The sequence below is a fragment of the Vulcaniibacterium tengchongense genome (genome assembly GCF_003814555.1).
Classification (GTDB): Bacteria; Pseudomonadota; Gammaproteobacteria; order Xanthomonadales; family Xanthomonadaceae; genus Vulcaniibacterium; species Vulcaniibacterium tengchongense.
Map to the genome: position 1 here is coordinate 554,566 of NZ_RKQN01000003.1, position 17,418 is coordinate 571,983.

The 17,418-nt window shown below is 68.0% G+C and carries 30 protein-coding genes; all 30 read right to left on the reverse strand.

Annotated features, from left to right (window positions below):
* Window positions 1-441 precede the first annotated feature (441 nt).
* Window positions 442-1,830, reverse strand: coding sequence for a class II 3-deoxy-7-phosphoheptulonate synthase (locus EDC50_RS13000; RefSeq protein WP_123770898.1), 1,389 nt, complete (start codon window positions 1,828-1,830; stop codon window positions 442-444).
* A gap of 102 nt (window positions 1,831-1,932) precedes the next feature.
* Complete coding sequence (locus EDC50_RS13005; protein ID WP_123770899.1) at window positions 1,933-2,439, reverse strand: disulfide bond formation protein B; 507 nt, start codon at window positions 2,437-2,439, stop codon at window positions 1,933-1,935.
* A 120-nt stretch (window positions 2,440-2,559) separates the two neighbouring features.
* Entirely contained in the window at window positions 2,560-2,934 is a 375-nt protein-coding gene (gene rplQ / locus EDC50_RS13010; RefSeq protein ID WP_123770900.1) for a 50S ribosomal protein L17, read from the reverse strand.
* Between the two features lie 317 nt (window positions 2,935-3,251).
* Entirely contained in the window at window positions 3,252-4,250 is a 999-nt protein-coding gene (locus tag EDC50_RS13015; RefSeq protein WP_123770901.1) for a DNA-directed RNA polymerase subunit alpha, read from the reverse strand.
* Window positions 4,251-4,305: 55 nt separating this feature from the next.
* On the reverse strand, window positions 4,306-4,935 hold the full coding sequence (rpsD, locus tag EDC50_RS13020) for a 30S ribosomal protein S4 (protein ID WP_123770902.1): 630 nt from the start codon (window positions 4,933-4,935) through the stop codon (window positions 4,306-4,308).
* Window positions 4,936-4,949: 14 nt separating this feature from the next.
* Window positions 4,950-5,345 carry a 30S ribosomal protein S11 gene (gene rpsK / locus EDC50_RS13025; protein ID WP_123770903.1) on the reverse strand — a complete coding sequence of 132 codons (396 nt, stop codon included), beginning with the start codon at window positions 5,343-5,345 and terminating at the stop codon, window positions 4,950-4,952.
* Window positions 5,346-5,358: 13 nt separating this feature from the next.
* Window positions 5,359-5,715: a 30S ribosomal protein S13 gene (rpsM, locus tag EDC50_RS13030; protein WP_123770904.1), complete on the reverse strand. Its 357-nt coding sequence runs from the start codon at window positions 5,713-5,715 to the stop codon at window positions 5,359-5,361.
* A 319-nt stretch (window positions 5,716-6,034) separates the two neighbouring features.
* The gene (secY, locus tag EDC50_RS13035; RefSeq protein WP_123770905.1) at window positions 6,035-7,393 is read right to left on the reverse strand and encodes a preprotein translocase subunit SecY; all 1,359 of its coding nucleotides are present in this window, start codon (window positions 7,391-7,393) and stop codon (window positions 6,035-6,037) included.
* A 7-nt stretch (window positions 7,394-7,400) separates the two neighbouring features.
* Window positions 7,401-7,838: a 50S ribosomal protein L15 gene (gene rplO / locus EDC50_RS13040; RefSeq protein WP_123770906.1), complete on the reverse strand. Its 438-nt coding sequence runs from the start codon at window positions 7,836-7,838 to the stop codon at window positions 7,401-7,403.
* 6 nt (window positions 7,839-7,844) lie between these two features.
* Window positions 7,845-8,042: a 50S ribosomal protein L30 gene (rpmD, locus tag EDC50_RS13045; protein WP_123770907.1), complete on the reverse strand. Its 198-nt coding sequence runs from the start codon at window positions 8,040-8,042 to the stop codon at window positions 7,845-7,847.
* Window positions 8,035-8,580 carry a 30S ribosomal protein S5 gene (gene rpsE, locus EDC50_RS13050; protein WP_123770908.1) on the reverse strand — a complete coding sequence of 182 codons (546 nt, stop codon included), beginning with the start codon at window positions 8,578-8,580 and terminating at the stop codon, window positions 8,035-8,037. Before rpsE ends, rpmD begins: the two co-directional genes overlap by 8 nt.
* A gap of 160 nt (window positions 8,581-8,740) precedes the next feature.
* Window positions 8,741-9,094: a 50S ribosomal protein L18 gene (gene rplR, locus EDC50_RS13055; protein ID WP_170167632.1), complete on the reverse strand. Its 354-nt coding sequence runs from the start codon at window positions 9,092-9,094 to the stop codon at window positions 8,741-8,743.
* A 40-nt stretch (window positions 9,095-9,134) separates the two neighbouring features.
* Complete coding sequence (gene rplF / locus EDC50_RS13060; protein ID WP_123770909.1) at window positions 9,135-9,662, reverse strand: 50S ribosomal protein L6; 528 nt, start codon at window positions 9,660-9,662, stop codon at window positions 9,135-9,137.
* 13 nt (window positions 9,663-9,675) lie between these two features.
* Window positions 9,676-10,074, reverse strand: coding sequence for a 30S ribosomal protein S8 (rpsH, locus tag EDC50_RS13065; protein ID WP_123770910.1), 399 nt, complete (start codon window positions 10,072-10,074; stop codon window positions 9,676-9,678).
* A gap of 139 nt (window positions 10,075-10,213) precedes the next feature.
* Complete coding sequence (rpsN, locus tag EDC50_RS13070; protein WP_123770911.1) at window positions 10,214-10,519, reverse strand: 30S ribosomal protein S14; 306 nt, start codon at window positions 10,517-10,519, stop codon at window positions 10,214-10,216.
* Window positions 10,520-10,576: 57 nt separating this feature from the next.
* Window positions 10,577-11,119: a 50S ribosomal protein L5 gene (rplE, locus tag EDC50_RS13075; RefSeq protein WP_123770912.1), complete on the reverse strand. Its 543-nt coding sequence runs from the start codon at window positions 11,117-11,119 to the stop codon at window positions 10,577-10,579.
* An 11-nt stretch (window positions 11,120-11,130) separates the two neighbouring features.
* Entirely contained in the window at window positions 11,131-11,445 is a 315-nt protein-coding gene (gene rplX, locus EDC50_RS13080; protein ID WP_123770913.1) for a 50S ribosomal protein L24, read from the reverse strand.
* Window positions 11,446-11,459: 14 nt separating this feature from the next.
* A complete protein-coding gene (gene rplN / locus EDC50_RS13085; RefSeq protein WP_056136003.1) occupies window positions 11,460-11,828 on the reverse strand; it encodes a 50S ribosomal protein L14 in 369 nt (122 codons plus the stop codon).
* Window positions 11,829-11,842: 14 nt separating this feature from the next.
* Window positions 11,843-12,112 carry a 30S ribosomal protein S17 gene (gene rpsQ / locus EDC50_RS13090; RefSeq protein ID WP_123770914.1) on the reverse strand — a complete coding sequence of 90 codons (270 nt, stop codon included), beginning with the start codon at window positions 12,110-12,112 and terminating at the stop codon, window positions 11,843-11,845.
* A 9-nt stretch (window positions 12,113-12,121) separates the two neighbouring features.
* Window positions 12,122-12,307, reverse strand: coding sequence for a 50S ribosomal protein L29 (gene rpmC, locus EDC50_RS13095; RefSeq protein ID WP_123770915.1), 186 nt, complete (start codon window positions 12,305-12,307; stop codon window positions 12,122-12,124).
* Window positions 12,307-12,720 (reverse strand): 50S ribosomal protein L16, encoded by a 414-nt coding sequence (gene rplP, locus EDC50_RS13100; protein WP_123770916.1) that lies wholly within the window; start codon window positions 12,718-12,720, stop codon window positions 12,307-12,309. Before rplP ends, rpmC begins: the two co-directional genes overlap by 1 nt.
* 6 nt (window positions 12,721-12,726) lie before the next feature.
* Window positions 12,727-13,452 carry a 30S ribosomal protein S3 gene (rpsC, locus tag EDC50_RS13105; protein ID WP_123770917.1) on the reverse strand — a complete coding sequence of 242 codons (726 nt, stop codon included), beginning with the start codon at window positions 13,450-13,452 and terminating at the stop codon, window positions 12,727-12,729.
* Between the two features lie 16 nt (window positions 13,453-13,468).
* Window positions 13,469-13,804, reverse strand: coding sequence for a 50S ribosomal protein L22 (rplV, locus tag EDC50_RS13110; protein ID WP_123770918.1), 336 nt, complete (start codon window positions 13,802-13,804; stop codon window positions 13,469-13,471).
* 10 nt (window positions 13,805-13,814) lie between these two features.
* Window positions 13,815-14,081: a 30S ribosomal protein S19 gene (rpsS, locus tag EDC50_RS13115; RefSeq protein ID WP_123770919.1), complete on the reverse strand. Its 267-nt coding sequence runs from the start codon at window positions 14,079-14,081 to the stop codon at window positions 13,815-13,817.
* 6 nt (window positions 14,082-14,087) lie between these two features.
* The gene (gene rplB, locus EDC50_RS13120; RefSeq protein ID WP_123770920.1) at window positions 14,088-14,915 is read right to left on the reverse strand and encodes a 50S ribosomal protein L2; all 828 of its coding nucleotides are present in this window, start codon (window positions 14,913-14,915) and stop codon (window positions 14,088-14,090) included.
* Between the two features lie 10 nt (window positions 14,916-14,925).
* Window positions 14,926-15,222, reverse strand: coding sequence for a 50S ribosomal protein L23 (rplW, locus tag EDC50_RS13125; RefSeq protein WP_123770921.1), 297 nt, complete (start codon window positions 15,220-15,222; stop codon window positions 14,926-14,928).
* Entirely contained in the window at window positions 15,219-15,824 is a 606-nt protein-coding gene (gene rplD, locus EDC50_RS13130) for a 50S ribosomal protein L4 (RefSeq protein WP_123770922.1), read from the reverse strand. Before rplD ends, rplW begins: the two co-directional genes overlap by 4 nt.
* Window positions 15,825-15,836: 12 nt before the next feature.
* Window positions 15,837-16,490 (reverse strand): 50S ribosomal protein L3, encoded by a 654-nt coding sequence (gene rplC, locus EDC50_RS13135; RefSeq protein WP_123770923.1) that lies wholly within the window; start codon window positions 16,488-16,490, stop codon window positions 15,837-15,839.
* An 11-nt stretch (window positions 16,491-16,501) separates the two neighbouring features.
* A complete protein-coding gene (gene rpsJ / locus EDC50_RS13140) occupies window positions 16,502-16,813 on the reverse strand; it encodes a 30S ribosomal protein S10 (protein WP_022968186.1) in 312 nt (103 codons plus the stop codon).
* Between the two features lie 510 nt (window positions 16,814-17,323).
* Window positions 17,324-17,418 (reverse strand): EF-Tu C-terminal domain-related protein (locus EDC50_RS13145; RefSeq protein ID WP_484606927.1); only part of this gene is annotated, 95 nt, incomplete at its 5' end.

The window sequence follows — 17,418 nt, forward strand, 5'->3', positions numbered from 1 at the left end:
GCCTACTTCGGGGCCTGGCGACGGTATTGGGGGGCGCAGGCGCTGGATGCGGTGGTGGCCCCGAGCACCGGCCCGGCATGGCTGATCGATCCGGTCAACGGCGACCATTTAGCCGGCCCCGGCTACGGCGCCGGCGCGGTCGCCGGAACGCCCGGCATCACCGTGCCGATGGGCGACTATGCCGGGTCGCCGCTCGGACTCACGTTCATGGGCGCCGCCTGGAGCGAGCCGCGCCTGATCGCGCTGGCGCATACGTTCGAGCAGAAGGCCCGTGCGCGCAAGCCGCCGCGGTTCCCGCCGACGTTGCCCGCCGACGCGCCCCGCCGAGCGCCGCCGGCGCCGCGCGATCCCGCGCCGGGGAAGCGCCGCCGCGGCGCGTCCGGCGGCGGCGCGACCGACGCATGCGCCGTCGCGGCGGGAAGCGAAGCGATGCCGCCGCGGCTACACCGGCGCGGCGATCTGCGCCTGCTTGCGCACGATCAGCATCGCGATCTCCAGCGCCTGCTCGTAGTTCAGGCGCGGGTCCACGGTCGACTTGTACGCGCGCTCCAGGTCGCTCTCGGTCAGCTCGCGCGCGCCGCCCAGGCATTCGGTGACGTCCTCGCCGGTCAGCTCCAGGTGCACGCCGCCCAGGCGCGTGCCGGCGGCGGCGTGCAGTTCGAACGCCTGTTCCAGCTCGCTGCGGATGTTGCGGAAGCGGCGGGTCTTGTAGCCGTTGCGGGTGCTCTCGGTGTTGCCGTGCATCGGGTCGCACACCCACAGCACGCGGCGGCCGTCGCGGCGCACCGCCTCCAGCAGCGGCGGCAGCTTGTCGCCGATCCCGGCCGCGCCCATCCGATGGATGAAGGTCAGGCGGCCCGGCTCGTCCTCGGGGTTGAGCAGGTCGATCGTGCGCAGCAGCTGGTCGGGCGTCACCGACGGCCCGACCTTCAGCGCGATCGGATTGCGGATGCCGCGGAAGTACTCGGCGTGGGCGCCGTCGACCGCGGCCGTGCGCATGCCGATCCAGGGGAAGTGCGTGCTGAGGTTGAACCAGCCCCAGTGGCGCGGCACCTGCCGGGTCAGCGACTCCTCGTACGGCAACAGCAGCGCCTCGTGCGAGGTGTAGAAGTCGACCCGGTTGAGGTTGTGCACCTCGCTGCCGGACAGCGTCTCCATGAAGCGCACCGCGTCGCCGATCGCATCGACCATGCGGCGGTACTCCTCGGCCAGCGGCGAGTGCCCGACCCAGCTCAGGTTCCAGTATTCGGGATGGTGCAGGTCGGCGAAGCCGCCGTCGATCAGCGCGCGGACGAAGTTCATCGTCATCGCCGAGCGCGCGTGCGCCTTGACCATGCGGCGCGGATCCGGCACCCGCGCCTGCGCGGTGAAGGCCGGGCCGTTGACCATGTCGCCGCGGTAGCTCGGCAGGGTGACCTCGCCGATCGTCTCGCTGTCGGCCGAACGCGGCTTGGCGTACTGGCCGGCGAAGCGGCCCACGCGCACCACCGGCTTGCGCAGGCCGTGCACCAGCACCAGGCTCATCTGCAGCAGCACCTTGAGCCGGTTGGAGATCACGTCGGAGGTGCAGGCATCGAAGCTCTCGGCGCAGTCGCCGCCCTGCAGCAGGAAGCGCTTGCCTTCCTGCGCCTCGGCCAGCTGCTGCTTGAGCGCGAGGATCTCCCACGAAGTGACCAGCGGCGGCAACGCGCGCAATTCCGCCAGCGCCGCCTCGAGCGCAGCCTGGTCCGGGTACTGCGGCAACTGCATCGCCGGGCGGCTGCGCCAGGACTGCGGCGACCAGTCGCTGGGCAGGTTCACGGCGTGCAGGGTGCGATCGGAGCTGGGCATGACGGCGCGGCTTTGTTGCGATGCGGCAGGCCATCATCCGCCCTCGCCGCGGCCGCCGCAACCGTTACCGCGGCAACGGTGTCGCGCGCAACCGAACGCGCCTCAACGGCGCCGGAACGCCGCGTACGCGGCCCAGATCGCGAGCAGCACGAACCAGATCAGGCTCCACGCCGGCATCGACAGGCCGAGGAAGGCCCAATCGACGTTCGCGCATTCGCCCGAGCCGGTCATCACCTTGCGGATCACGCCGGTGATCGGCATCGCCTCGAGCATGTAGTCCAGACCGGGGCCGCATGCCGGCACCTGGTCCGGCGGCAGGTGCTGCAGGCGCACGTGGTTGCCGGCGACGAGAACGCCCGCCAGCGAGGCCAGCAGCGCGAGCGCGCCGTAGCCGATGCGGCCGCCCCGGCCGTTCGGCGCGTGCAGGCCGCCGACCAGGAACACGATGCCGAGCGCGAAGAACGCCACGCGCTGGAAGATGCACAGCGGGCACGGCTCCAGGCCGTCGTGCAGCTGGGCGTAGAACGCGTAGCCCAGCAGCCCGGCGCAGGCGAGGAAGCCGAGGAGGAACTGGAGGCGGAACGAGCCGCGCGGCGGATGCGAGTTCATCGGCCAAGCTTAACGGCACGCGCGAGCGCTGCACAGGGCGCGAAAACGACCAGGCCCCGGTTCGCGGAACCGGGGCCTGTCGGGGTCCTGGCCGGCGACGCGCCGGCGCCAGGCGTGGGATTACTCGGCCGCCGCTTCCGGGCGATCGACCAGCTCGACGTACGCCATCGGCGCGTTGTCGCCGGCGCGGAAACCGCACTTGAGGATGCGCAGGTAGCCGCCCGGGCGCGACTGGTAGCGCGGGCCCAGCGTGGTGAACAGGGTCCCGACCGCTTCCTTGTCGCGCAGGCGCGAGAACGCGAGGCGGCGGTTGGCAACGCCGTCCTTCTTGGCCAGGGTGATCAGCGGCTCGGCGACGCGGCGCAGCTCCTTGGCCTTCGGCAGGGTGGTACGGATGATGCCGTTCTTGATCAGCGACGCGGCCATGTTGCTGAACATCGCATCGCGGTGGGCGCTGGTCCGGCTGAACTTGCGGCCCGCTTTCTGGTGGCGCATGGTTGGGATTCCTGGTGAATGTTGAACCGTTGGACTTCGCTGTCGCCATCCAGGCGTTGGAACTGTGGACTGCGGGTGGCCCGAACCGGCCCTTCCCTGGCCGGCGTGCCGCGGACCTGGGGCCCGTCGGCAAATCAAGACTTCTCGAACTTCGCGCGGCGCTTCGATCTCTGCTGCGCACGCGCAGGTACCGCGAACCGCGTCGTCGCCGTCCATGGCGCGATGCCGCGGGCTCCGGAGAGCCCTCCCCGTCCATCCCTGGACGGGCGTGCGCTGAGGCGCGAACCGCCGATGGGGCGGTTCGCAAACGCGTCAGCTCACCCCATCATCCCGTGCGAGGCGATGCCGGCGGGCGGCCAGTTCTCGAGCTTCATGCCGAGCGACAGGCCGCGCTGCGCGAGCACTTCCTTGATCTCGGTCAGCGACTTCTTGCCCAGGTTCGGGGTCTTGAGCAGCTCGACCTCGGTCTTCTGGATCAGGTCGCCGACGTAGTAGATGCTCTCGGCCTTCAGGCAGTTGGCCGAGCGCACGGTCAGCTCGAGATCGTCGATCGGGCGCAGCAGGATCGGGTCGATGCCGCTGGTGGCCGGCTTCGCCGCGCCGCGGTCGCGGTGGGTGAAGTCGCCGAACACCGACAGCTGGTCGGTGAGAATGTCGGCGGCGGTGCGCACGGCTTCCTCGGCGTCGATCGTGCCGTTGGTCTCGATGTCGAGGATCAGCTTGTCCAGGTCGGTGCGCTGCTCGACGCGGGCGGACTCGACCGCGTAGGCGACGCGGCGCACCGGCGAGAAGCTGGCGTCCAGCATCAGGCGGCCGATCGCGCGGGTCTCCTCGTCCGGGCGACGGCGCGCGGCGGCCGGCTGGTAGCCGAAGCCGCGCTCGATCTTCAGGCGCATGTTGAGCGCGGTGTCCTTGGTCAGGTGCGCGATCACGTGCTCCGGATTGAGGATCTCGACGTTGTGGTCGGTGCGGATGTCGCCGGCGGTGACCACGCCCGGGCCCTGCTTGGACAGGGTCAGGGTGGAGGACTCGCCCGTGTGCATGCGGATGGCCACGTCCTTGAGGTTCAGCAGGACTTCGAGCACGTCCTCCTGCAGGCCTTCGACGGTGGTGTACTCGTGCAGTACGCCGTCGATCTCGACCTCGGTGATGGCGAAACCCGGGATCGAAGACAGCAGCACGCGACGCAGCGCGTTGCCGAGGGTGTGGCCGTAACCGCGCTCGAGCGGCTCGATCACGACCTTCGCGCGGTTGCCGGTGATGCGCTCGATCTGCGGACCACGCGGGCGCAGAACCTGATTGGCGGTAACCGTCATCTTGTGGTGTCTCCTGGGAACCTTCCGCGGGGGTGGAAGGTTCGGAACGTTTGGATTACTTCGAGTACAGCTCGACGATCAGCGCTTCGTTGATGTCGGCGGGCAGGTCGGCGCGATCCGGCACCGCCTTGAACACGCCGCTGAACTTCTTGCTGTCGACTTCGATCCACGACGGCGAGAGATCCATCTGCTGGGCGACGGTCAGCGACTCCTGCACGCGCAACTGCTTCTGCGCGCGCTCGGACAGCGTGATCTGGTCGCCGGCCTTGACCTGGTAGGAAGGCAGGTTGACCGACTTGCCGTTGACCATCACGCCGCGGTGCGAGACCAGCTGGCGCGCGGCCGGGCGGGTCACGGCGAAGCCCATGCGGTAGACGACGTTGTCCAGGCGGGTCTCGAGCAGCTGCAGCAGGTTCTCGCCGGTGTTGCCCTTCTTGGTCGAGGCCTTCTTGTAGTAGTTGCGGAACTGGCGCTCCAGCAGGCCGTAGATGCGCTTGACCTTCTGCTTCTCGCGCAGCTGGGTGGCGTAGTCGGAGAGCTTGCCCTTGCGCGCGGTCGGGCCGTGCTGGCCGGGCTTCTGCTCCAGCTTGCACTTGGAATCGAGCGCGCGCGCCGGCGACTTCAGGCCGAGGTCGGCGCCTTCGCGACGGGCGAGCTTACAGGTGGGACCGATGTAACGAGCCATGTTCTTTCAGCTCCTCAGACGCGGCGCTTCTTCGGCGGACGGCACCCGTTGTGCGGGATCGGCGTCACGTCGACGATGTTGGTGATCTTGTAACCGACGTTGTTCAACGAACGGACGGCGGACTCGCGGCCCGGACCCGGGCCCTTGATGCGCACTTCCAGCGACTTCACGCCGTAGTCGAGCGCGGCGCGGCCGGCCTTCTCGGCGGCGACCTGCGCGGCGAACGGGGTCGACTTGCGCGAACCGCGGAAGCCCGCGCCGCCCGAGGTCGCCCACGCCAGCGCGTTGCCCTGGCGGTCGGTGATGGTGACGATGGTGTTGTTGAAAGAAGCGTGGACGTGGGCGATGCCGTCGGTGACGACGCGCTTGATCTTCTTCTTGGTCTTGGCAGCAGCAGCCGGCTTGGCCATGTCTGTTTACCCCTTACTTCTTGATGGCCTTGCGCGGGCCCTTGCGGGTACGCGCGTTGGTCCGGGTGCGCTGGCCGCGCAGCGGCAGGCCGCGGCGATGGCGCAGGCCGCGGTAGCAGCCCAGGTCCATCAGACGCTTGATCGCGATGCCGACCTCGCGGCGCAGGTCGCCCTCGACCACGTACTTGCCGACCTCGGCGCGCAGGCGCTCGACTTCCGGCTCGGACAGGTCGCGGATCTTGGTCGTCGGGATGACGCCCGCCGCTTCGCACACTTTCTTGGAACGGGTACGGCCGATGCCGTAGATGCTCTGCAGGCCGACCCAGACGTGCTTCTGGGCAGGCAGGTTGACGCCCGCAATACGCGCCATGACGCGATCTCCAACTGGTTTGGCGGCCGGGCGGTTCGGCCCGGCGAGTGAACTGGAAATTGTAGCCAGGTCTCGGGTTAATAGGAAGCCCTGCCCCGCCCGGAGGCGCGGCAGTGCCCGGCATGGGGAGTGTGCCCATGCTCCGGCGAACGGTTCCGGCCTGGCCGGGTCGGGCGGCGAGCCGCCCTGCCCGGCCCCGCGCGCTACTCTGGCGCGCGGAGGGGTCCGGATCCACCCGCGCGCGAGACCGCCGCGCGAGTCGCCCTTCTGGTCGCCCGGCCGGCCGGCGTGACCGGCGGCGGGCTAGCGAACGTATCGATCAGCGCGGCAGGCCGCGCGTACCGCCCTTCAGGTTGGCCTTCTTGAGCAGGCTTTCGTACTGATGGGACATCAGGTGGGCCTGGATCTGGGCGATGAAGTCCATCACCACGACCACCACGATCAGCAGCGAAGTGCCGCCGAAATAGAACGAGGTGCCCAGCTCGGTGCGCATGACCTCCGGCAGGAGGCACACCGCGACCAGGTAGACCGCGCCGGCCGCGGTCAGGCGGGTCAGCACGCCGTCGATGTAGTCGGCGGTGGCCTTGCCCGGCCGGATGCCCGGGATCAGCGCGCCCGACTTCTTCAGGTTGTCCGCGGTCTCCTGGGAGTTGAACACCAGCGCGGTATAGAAGAAGGCGAAGCCCGCGATCAGCGCCGCGTACAGGATCATGTGCAGCGGCTCGCCCGGGTTCAGCCACTGGCTGACCTGTTGCAGCCACGAGCCGGTGTCGCCCTGGCTGAACCAGGTCGCCGCGGTCGCAGGGAACATCACGATACTCGAGGCGAAGATCGCCGGGATCACGCCCGACATGTTCAGCTTCAGCGGCAGGAACGACGACTGGTTCATGAACCCGCCGCGGCCGCCCTGGCGGCGCGCGTAGTTGACCGTGATCCGGCGCTGGCCGCGCTCGACGAACACCACCAGGTAGGTGAAGCCCAGCACGATCGCGACCACCACGATGCCCACGATCGGGCTCATGTCGCCGTTGCGCAGCTGCTCGAACATGCCGATCACGGCGGCCGGCAGCCCGGCGACGATGCCGGCGAAGATGATCAGCGAGACGCCGTTGCCGACGCCGCGCTCGGTCACCTGCTCGCCCAGCCACATCAGGAACATGGTGCCGGCGGTCAGCGCGAGCACCGCGGTGAGGATGAAGCCCGGGCCCGGGTTGTAGACCACCGGGATGCCCTGGCTCGCGCCGCCGGCCTGCAGCGCGGTGGCGATGCCCCAGGCCTGGAAGATCGCCAGCGGGATCGCGCCGATGCGCGACCACTGGTTGATCTTGCGTCGGCCCGACTCGCCCTCCTTCTGGATCGCCTTCAGGCTGGGCACGATCTGCACCAGCAGCTGGACGATGATCGAGGCCGAGATGTAGGGCATCACGTTCAGCGCGAACAGGCTGAAGCGATGCAGGGCGCCGCCGGAGAACATGTTGAACATGTCGACGATGGTGCCCTTCTGGGTCTCCATCAGCTGCAGCATCGCCTCCGGATTGACGCCCGGCACCGGGATGTAGCAGCCGATGCGGTAGACGATCAGGGCGCCGACCACGAACAGCAGGCGCTGGCGGAGCTCGGTGAACTTGCCGAGCCCGCCGCCGAGACCGGCCAACGCGTTGCTACCGCTGCGCGCCATGCGTCGCTTACTCCTCGACCTTGCCGCCGGCCGCTTCGATCGCGGCCTTGGCGCCGGCGGTGGCCGCCACGCCCTTCAGCACGAACGCCTTGGTCAGCTCGCCCTTCTTCACGACCTTGGCCTTCTTCGCGGTGCTCGGCACCAGCTTGGCGGCCTTCAGCGCGGCGAAGTCGATCGCGCCGGCCTCGAGCTTGTCCAGCTGGTACAGCAGCACTTCGACCGTGTCCTTGGCGGTGGTCGAGCGGAAGCCGATCTTCGGCAGACGGCGCTGCATCGGCATCTGGCCGCCTTCGAAGCCGGCCTTGACCTTGCCCTTGCCCGAGCGCGCGTACTGGCCCTTGTGGCCGCGGCCGGCGGTCTTGCCCAGGCCGGAGCCGATGCCGCGGCCGACGCGGGTGCGTTCGGTGCGGGCGCCCTCGGCGGGCTTCAACGTGTTCAGACGCATGATGAATTACTCCTCGACTCGGACGAGGTAGTGCAACTGGTTGATCAGGCCGCGCACCTGCGGGCTGTCCTTCAGTTCACGCACGTCGTTGAGCTTGTTCAGGCCCAGCGCACGCACCGACAGGCGATGCCGCGACTGGGTACCGCGCAGACCCTTGACCAGGCGCACCTTGACGGTGCCGCCGGTGGCTTCGTTCTTAGCCATTGAGCAGCTCCTCCACCTTCTTGCCGCGCTTGGCCGCGATCCGGGCCGGCGACTGCATGCCCGCCAGGCCCTTCACGGTGGCGCGCACCAGGTTGATCGGGTTGCGCGAGCCGACCGCCTTGGCCAGCACGTTCTTGACGCCGACCGCCTCGAGCACGGCGCGCATCGCGCCGCCGGCGATCACGCCGGTACCTTCCGACGCCGGCTGCATGAACACGCGCGCCGCGCCGTGGCCGGCCTTGACCGCATGCCACAGGGTGCCGTTGTTCAGATCGACGTTGACCATGCTCTTGCGCGCGTACTCCATCGACTTCTGGATCGCGACCGGCACTTCGCGCGCCTTGCCGTAGCCGAAGCCGACCCGGCCGTCGCCGTCGCCGACCACGGTCAGCGCGGTGAAGGTGAACTGGCGGCCGCCCTTGACGGTCTTGCTGACGCGGTTGACCGCGATCAGCTTCTCGATCATGCCGTCGTCGATCTCTTCGCGGTTGCGTTCGCGATCGCGATCGCGGCCCCGCGGTGCACGTTCTTCTGCCATTTTCGGAATCTCGTTGATTGAGGGAATTTGCGGCGTGGCCGCTTATCGTTGTGGGTGACCGCGGGTGTTCCGCGCGCGCGGAGAACTCCGCGCCGCGTCCGGCACCGCTCGTGCCGGCGAGTCGGCCCGGGCGCGGGACCTCGCCCCGCGCCCGCCTGCCTCAGAACTGCAGGCCGCCCTCGCGCGCGGCCTCGGCCAGCGCCTTGATCCGGCCGTGGTAACGGTAGCCGGAACGGTCGAAGGCAACCTTCTCGATGCCGGCGGCCTTGGCCTTCTCGGCGATCGCGCGACCCACCTTGGCCGCGGCCTCGGTGTTCTTGCCGTTCTTCAGGCCGGTCTTGACCTCGGCCTGCACGGTCGAGGCCGACGCCAGGACCTTGGCGCCGTCGGCGCTGAAGACCTGGGCGTACAGGTGCTGGCCGGTGCGCAGCACCGACAGGCGCGGCACCCCGAGTTCGCGGATGTGCGCACGGGTCGACTTGGCGCGGCGCAAGCGGGCGATTTTCTTGTCCATCGTTATGCTCCTGAAAGCTGAAGGCAGCGGAAGTTCCGCGTCATGCCTTCTTGGCTTCCTTACGAATGATGTTCTCACCGGCGTACTTCACGCCCTTGCCCTTGTACGGCTCCGGCGGACGGAAGGCGCGGATCTTGGCGGCGGTCTCGCCGACGCGCTGCTTGTCGGCGCCCGACACCACGATCTCGGTCTGGCTCGGCGTGGCGAGAGTGATGCCCTCGGGCGCCTGGAACACGACCGGGTGGGAGAAACCGAGCGACAGGCTCAGGTCCTTGCCCTGCATCGCGGCGCGGTAACCGACGCCGACCAGCTCGAGCTTGCGCTCGAAGCCCTCGGACACGCCCTTGACCATGTTGGCCAGGATCGCGCGCAGGGTGCCGGCGAGCGGGATCAGCGCGGCGTCCTCGGCGGAGAACACGGCCTGGCCGTTCTCGACGACGAGGTTGATGGCGGCCGGCTTGGCCACCGACAGCGAGCCCTTCGGGCCCTTGGCGGTGATCGTATCGGCCTGGATGTTCAGCTCGACGCCCTTGGGCAGGGCCACCGGCTTCTTGGCAACACGGGACATGGCGGCTCCTCCGTCAGGCCACGAAGCACAGGACCTCGCCGCCGACGCCCTGCTGGCGCGCCTGCGCATCGGTCATGATGCCCTTCGAGGTGGAAATGATGGCGATGCCCAGGCCGCCCAGGACCTTGGGCAGCGCGTCCTTGCCGCGGTACTGGCGCAGGCCGGACTTCGAGTAGCGCTCAAGGCGCTCGATCACCGGCTTGCCTTCGTAGTACTTCAGCGAGATTTCGAGCTCGGCCTTGCCCGGGCCGGTTTCGGTCACGCGCGAGTCGAGGATGTAGCCTTCGTCCTTCAGGACCTTGGCGATGGCCACCTTGATCTTCGACGACGGCATCTTCACCGTCGGCTTGCCGACCGCCGCCGCATTCTTGATGCGGACCAGCATGTCGGCGATGGGATCAGTCATGCTCATGGGAAGTTTCCTGTGAGTAGCACCGATATCCGCGGGATTGCGAATTCAGTTGTGGGCGCCCCGCCCGGCGGCGGCCATCAGGCCGGGCCACGGAGCGCAAGCGAGCCGGCAAGTCTAGCAGACCGGCCGGCCGCTTGGGTTACCAGCTGGCCTTGCGCAGGCCCGGCACGTCGCCGTTCATGGTCGCCTTGCGCAGCATGTTGCGGCCGAGGCCGAACTTGCGGTAGACGCCGCGCGGACGGCCGGAGAGCTCGCAGCGGTTGCGCTGGCGGCACGGCGAGGAGTCGCGCGGCAGCTTCTGCAGCTTGACCGCGGCTTCCATCTTCTCCTCGTACGACGCGGTCGGGCTGGAGATGATCTTCTTCAGCTCCTCGCGCTTGGCGCCGTGGCGCTTGGCCAGCTTTTCCCGCTTGATCTCGCGGTTGACCATGGAGGTCTTAGCCATGTGTGGATTCCTTAGCTTGAGAAGACCGGCCGCGGGCGGCCGGGCCCTTCGATCGGATTAATTGCGGAACGGGAAGCGGAAGGCCTCGAGCAGCGCCTTGGCCTCGGCATCGGTCTTCGCGGTCGTGGTGATCGCGATGTCCATGCCGCGCAGGGCGTCGACCTGGTCGAAGTCGATCTCCGGGAAGATGATCTGCTCCTTCACGCCCATGTTGTAGTTGCCGCGACCGTCGAACGAACGGCCGGAGACGCCGCGGAAGTCGCGCACGCGCGGCAGGGCGATGTTGACCAGGCGATCCAGGAACTCGTACATCCGCTCGCGGCGCAGCGTGACCTTGCAGCCGATCGGCCAGCCGTCGCGGATCTTGAACGAAGCGACCGACACGCGGCTCTTGGTCACGATCGGCTTCTGGCCGGCGATCTTGGCCATGTCGGCGACCGCGTTCTCGAGGATCTTCTTGTTGCTGGCGGCCTCGCCCACGCCCATGTTGAGCGTGATCTTGACCAGGCGCGGCACTTCCATCGGGTTCTTGTAGCCGAACTTCTTGGTCAGCGCCGGGACGACTTCGTCCTTGTAAAACTTTTCAAGCCGGGTGGTCATTTGAGCATTCCTCAGGCGTCAACCGCCTCTCCGCTGGAGCGGAACACACGCAGTTTGCGTCCATCCTCCAGCACCTTGAAACCGACGCGTTCGCCCTTGCCCGTGGCCGGGTTGAACAGCATCACGTTGGAAATGTGGATCGGCGCTTCGCGCTCGATCACGCCGCCCGGCTGGCCCGCCTGCGGGTTCGGCTTGGTGTGGCGCTTGACGACGTTGATGTTCGAGACGACGACCTTGTCGCCGGCCACGCGCACCACCTCGCCCTTGCGGCCCTTGTCCTTGCCGGCGATGACGATCACCTGATCGCCCTTGCGGATACGATTCATATCAATTCCTCCGCTCAGAGCACTTCAGGAGCGAGCGAGACGATCTTCATGAACTTCTCGGTACGCAGCTCGCGGGTCACCGGCCCGAAGATGCGGGTACCGATCGGTTCCTGCTTGTTGTTGAGGAGCACGGCGGCGTTGCCGTCGAAGCGGATCAGCGAGCCGTCCGGACGGCGCACGCCCTTGCGGGTGCGCACCACGACGGCGTCGTAGACGTCGCCCTTCTTCACCTTGCCGCGCGGGATGGCGTCCTTGACGGTCACCTTGATGATGTCGCCGATGCCGGCGTAACGGCGCTTGGAGCCGCCCAGCACCTTGATGCACATCACTTCCTTGGCGCCCGAGTTGTCCGCCACATCGAGGTAGCTCTGCATCTGGATCATGTTCGGCTCTCCTCTTACTCGGCCGCGCGGCTGACGATCTCAACCACGCGCCAGTTCTTGGTCTTGGACAGCGGGGCGCACTCGGCCACGCGCACGATGTCGCCCTCGTTGCAGGCGTTGTCGGCGTCGTGGGCGTGCAGCTTGGTCGAGCGGCGGATGTACTTGCCGTACAGCGCGTGCTTGACCTGGCGCTCCACGAGCACGGTGACGGTCTTGTCCATCTTGTTGCTGACAACCCGGCCTTCGACCGTGCGCAGCGCCTTCTCTGTATTGTTGTCGGTCATGGCGGGTCCTTACTTCTTCTGGCCCAGCAGGGTGTTGACGCGAGCGATCTCGCGCCGCACCCGCCGGATCTCGTGGCTCTTGGCGAGCTGACCGGTCACCTTCTGCATGCGCAGGGCGAACTGCTCCTTGTGCAGCTCGCCGAGGTGGGCCTGCAGCTCCTCCGCGGATTTTTCGCGCAGTTGCTTGAGTTCCATTAGCGCACCGTCCGGGTAACGAAAGTGGTCTTCACCGACAGCTTGGCGGCGGCCAGGCGGAACGCCTCGCGCGCGACTTCCTCGCTGACGCCCTCGATCTCGTAGATCATGCGGCCCGGCTGCACCTGGGCCACCCAGTACTCCACGTTGCCCTTACCGGAGCCCATTCGGACCTCGATCGGCTTCTGGGTGATCGGCTTGTCCGGGAACACGCGGATCCACATCTTGCCGCCGCGCTTGACGTAGCGGCTGATGGAACGGCGCGCGGCCTCGATCTGACGCGCGGTCAGCTGGCCGTGGGCCGTCGCCTTCAGGCCGTACTCGCCGAAGCTGACGGCGTTGCCGTTCCAGCTCAGGCCCTCGTTGCGGCCCTTGTGCACCTTGCGGTACTTGGTTCGCTTGGGTTGCAGCATGGCGGATTACCTCTGTTCGCGGGCCGCGCGGCCCGGACGCTCGCTACGCTCGGCGCGTTCGCCGCGCGGCGCGTCGTCCTGCTTTTCCTGGCCGACCTGGGAGAAATCGAAGATCTCGCCCTTGTAGATCCAGACCTTGATGCCGATGACGCCGTAGGTGGTGCGTGCTTCGGCGAAACCGTAGTCGATGTCGGCGCGCAGGGTGTGCAGGGGCACGCGGCCCTCGCGGTACCACTCCGAACGCGCGATCTCGGCGCCGTTCAGGCGGCCGGCGACGTTGACCTTGATGCCCAGCGCGCCCAGGCGCATCGCGTTGCCGACCGCGCGCTTCATCGCGCGGCGGAACATGATGCGGCGCTCCAGCTGCTGCGCGATCGACTCGGCGACCAACTGCGCGTCGAGCTCGGGCTTGCGCACCTCGGTGACGTTGATGTGCGCCGGAACGCCCATCACGTCGCTGACTTCCTTGCGCAGCTTCTCGATGTCCTCGCCGCGCTTGCCGATCACCACGCCCGGGCGGGCGGTGTGGATGGTGACGCGGGCGTTGTTGGCCGGGCGCTCGATGTAGATCTTCGAGATGCCCGCCTGCGCCAGCTTCTTGCGCAGCAGCTCGCGGACCTTCAGGTCGGCCGCCAGGAACTCGGCGTACTGCTTCTTGTTGGCGAACCACTTCGAGTTCCAGTCCTTGGCGATGCCCAGGCGGATACCGGTGGGATGAACTTTATGACCCATTGTCTCTGACTCCGCCTTACTTGCCCGCGCCCACGACCACGGTGATGTGGCTGGTGCGCTTGAGGATGCGGGTACCGCGGCCCTTCGCCCGCGCCATGAAGCGCTTCAGCGTCGGCCCCTCGTCGACCATGATGGTCTTGACCTTGAGCTCGTCGATGTCGGCGCCCTGGTTGTTCTCGGCGTTGGCGATCGCGGATTCGACGACCTTGCGGATCAGCGCCGCGGCCTTCTTGTCCGAGAACTTGAGCAGGCTGACGGCGCGCTCGGCCGACAGGCCGCGCACCTGGTCGGCGACCAGCCGGGCCTTCTGAGGGGAGATGCGCGCGGTGCGCAGGATGGCTTTCGCTTCCATGGTCATCTCCTTACTTGCTCTTCTTGTCGCCGCCGTGACCCTTGAAGGTACGGGTCAGGGCGAACTCGCCGAGCTTGTGGCCGACCATGTTCTCGTTGATCAGCACCGGGATGTGGTTCTTGCCGTTGTGTACGGCGATGGTGAAGCCCACCATCTCCGGCAGGATCATCGAGCGACGCGACCAGGTCTTGATCGGCTTCTTGTTGTTGCCCGCGGCCTCGACCTTCTTGATCAGATGGTGGTCGACGAACGGGCCCTTCTTCAGTGAACGTGCCATGGCCGATTAACTCCTGCGATCGCGCACGATGAACTGCTGGGTGCGCTTGTTCTTGCGGGTCTTGTAACCCTTGGTCGGGACGCCCCACGGGGTGACCGGGTGCGGGTTACCCTGGCCGGCGCGGCCCTCGCCGCCGCCGTGCGGGTGGTCGACCGGGTTCATCGCCGCGCCGCGGACGGTCGGCTTGACGCCGCGCCAGCGGGCCGCACCGGCCTTGCCCAGCTTCTCCAGGTTGTGCTCGTCGTTGCCGACCTCGCCGATGGTGGCGCGGCACTCGGCCGGCACCTTGCGCATCTCGCCCGAGCGCAGCCGCAGGGTGGCGTAGCCGTGCTCGCGGGCGATCAGCTGCACGCCGGCACCGGCGGCGCGGGCCAGCTGGGCGCCCTTGCCCGGCTTCATCTCGATGCAGTGCACCGTCGAGCCGACCGGGATGTTCGCCAGCGGCAGGGTGTTGCCGACCTTGATCGGGGCGTCGCGGCCCGCGATCACCTGGTCGCCGCTCTTCAGGCCCTTCGGGGCGATGATGTAGCGGCGCTCGCCGTCGACGTAGCACAGCAGCGCGATGTGCGCGGTGCGGTTCGGGTCGTACTCGATCCGCTCCACGCGCGCCGGAATGCCTTCCTTGTCGCGCTTGAAGTCGATGATGCGGTAGTGCTGCTTGTGACCGCCGCCGATGTGGCGGGTGGTGATGCGGCCGTGGTGGTTGCGGCCGCCGGTCTTGCTCTGCTTCTCGACCAGCGCCGCGTGCGGCGCGCCCTTGTGCAGGCCCGGCGTCACCACGCGCACCGCGCTGCGGCGGCCGGCGGAGGTGGGCTTGAAAGTCATCAATGCCATGGATCTATCCTCAGGCCGTGGCCATCACGTCGATCGACTGGCCTTCGGCCAGCTTCACGTAAGCCTTGCGCCAGTCGCCACGGCGGCCGGTGCGGAAGCGGAAGGACTTGTTCTTGCCCTTCACGTTGACCACGTTCACCGCCTCGACCTTGACGCCGAACAGCTTTTCCACGGCCGTCTTGATGTCGGCCTTGGTCGCGTCCGTCGCCACTTCGAAGACGTACTGGTTGGAAACTTCCTGCAGGCGCGCGGTCTTCTCGGACACGCGCGGCGCGCGGATGATGCTGTAGAGCTTGGCCTCGTTCATGCCAGCCACTCCTCGATCTTCTTGACCGCGTCGGCGGTGACCACGACCGTATCGGCGCCGACCAGGGCGACCGGGTCGAGGCCCTGCACGTCGCGCACTTCGACGTACGGCAGGTTGCGCGCCGACAGGTACAGGTTCTCGGTGGCGTCCTCGGTGACGATCAGCGGACGCTGGCCCGCTTCCAGGCCCTTCAGCTTATCGACCAGGCCGCGGGTCTTGGGCGCGTCGACGTCGAACGACTCGACGACCTTGATCCGGCCCTGGCGGTTCAGCTCGGACAGGATCGCGGCGATCGCCGCGCGGTACATCTTGCGGTTGACCTTCTGCGCGAAGCTGCGCGGCTTGGCCGCGAAGGTCACGCCGCCGCCGACGAAGATCGGCGCGGTGAGCGCGCCGTGGCGGGCACCGCCGCCCTTCTGGCGCTTGGACTTCTTGGTCGTGCCGCTGACCTCGGAACGGGTCTTCTGCGCCTTGGTGCCGGCGCGGGCCGCGTTGCGGTAGGCGACGACGACCTGGTGGACCAGGTCTTCGCTGAATTCGCGACCGAAGACGGCGTCGGAAACCGACAGCGTCTTGCTGCTATTGGTGATGGCGAGTTCCATCGTCATCTCTCCTTATGCCTTGCTCGAGGGACGCACGATGACGTCGCCGCCCGGCGCGCCCGGCACGGCGCCCTTGACCGCGATCAGGCCACGCTCGGCGTCGACCTTGACCACTTCCAGACGCTGGGTGGTCTGGGTCACGGCGCCCATGTGGCCGGCCATCTTCTTGCCCGGGAACACGCGGCCCGGGGTCTGGCGCTGGCCGATCGAGCCCGGGGCGCGATGCGACAGCGAGTTACCGTGGGTGGCGTCGCCCATGGTGAAGTTCCAGCGCTTGATCGTGCCCTGGAAGCCCTTGCCCTTGGTCACGCCCTGGACGTCGACCAGCTGGCCCGGCTGGAAGATGTCGGCGCGGATCTCGCCGCCGACCTCGAAGCCGCCGACCTGGTCGTCCTCCACCCGCAGCTCCCACAGGCCGCGGCCCGGCTCGACCTTCGCCTTGGCGAGATGGCCGGCCTCCGGCTTGTTCACGAGCGCGGCGCGGCGCACGCCCACGGTCACCTGCACGGCGCTGTAGCCGTCGGTTTCCGGGGTCTTGATCTGGGTGATGCGGTTCGGGGTCGCCTCGATCAGGGTCACCGGAACCGACTTGCCGTCCTCGGTGAAGAAACGGCTCATGCCGGCCTTGCGACCGACGATGCCCAACGAATACTTCTTCGCGGTCATGGTGGCGGGCCTCAGGTCAGCTTGATCTGCACGTCGACGCCAGCCGCGAGCTCGAGCTTCATCAGCGCGTCCACGGTCTTGTCGTTGGGGTCGACGATGTCGAGCACGCGCTTGTGCGTGCGGGTCTCGTACTGGTCGCGCGCGTCCTTGTCGACGTGCGGCGACACCAGGACGGTGTAGCGCTCGATCTTGGTCGGCAGCGGGATCGGGCCGCGCACCTGCGCGCCCGTCCGCTTGGCCGTCTCGACGATCTCGCTGGCCGAGCGGTCGATCAGACGATGATCGTACGCCTTGAGCCGAATCCGGATCTTTTGGTCCGCCATGACGGATTTCCTCGGTTAAAGAGCGACGGGCCGGCCTCTGGGTGTGCCGAACCCCGGAATGAATCTCGGCCCCGGCGCTACACCCGCGCCCCGGAGCCTCCCTGCTTGGAAAAACAAGGCAGGCCGGTTGCCCGGCCCGCCCAGACGGAATCTGTGAACGCGCAAACCGCCCCGCTTGCCCGAACTCCCGGGCGGGCGGGGCAGTGCCGCGCGACATTTCCCTGTCTGGCGAATACGAAGCGCGTCCTGCGCCTCATTTCGCTGGTCTGCGGCCCCGATCGAACGAGGTCCGCGGTGGTCGTGCATTCTAGCGGGATTCTACCTGCTGGCGCAAGCGCCAGACAGGGAATCGCCCCCGGCCCGCTGAACGGAGCGGGCGGACCGGAATCCGGCCGCCCTCGAGGCCATCGCCTCGATCCGTGTCCGCAGGACCGGCGCGCCGGCCCTGCCCGCGTCCGCGGGCGACTCGGCGAAGCCCTGTGCGCCCATCGGGCGCACAGGGCCGGACCATCACTTGATGATCTTGCTCACCACGCCCGCGCCGACGGTGCGGCCGCCCTCGCGGATCGCGAAGCGCAGGCCCTCGTCCATCGCCACCGGGTTGA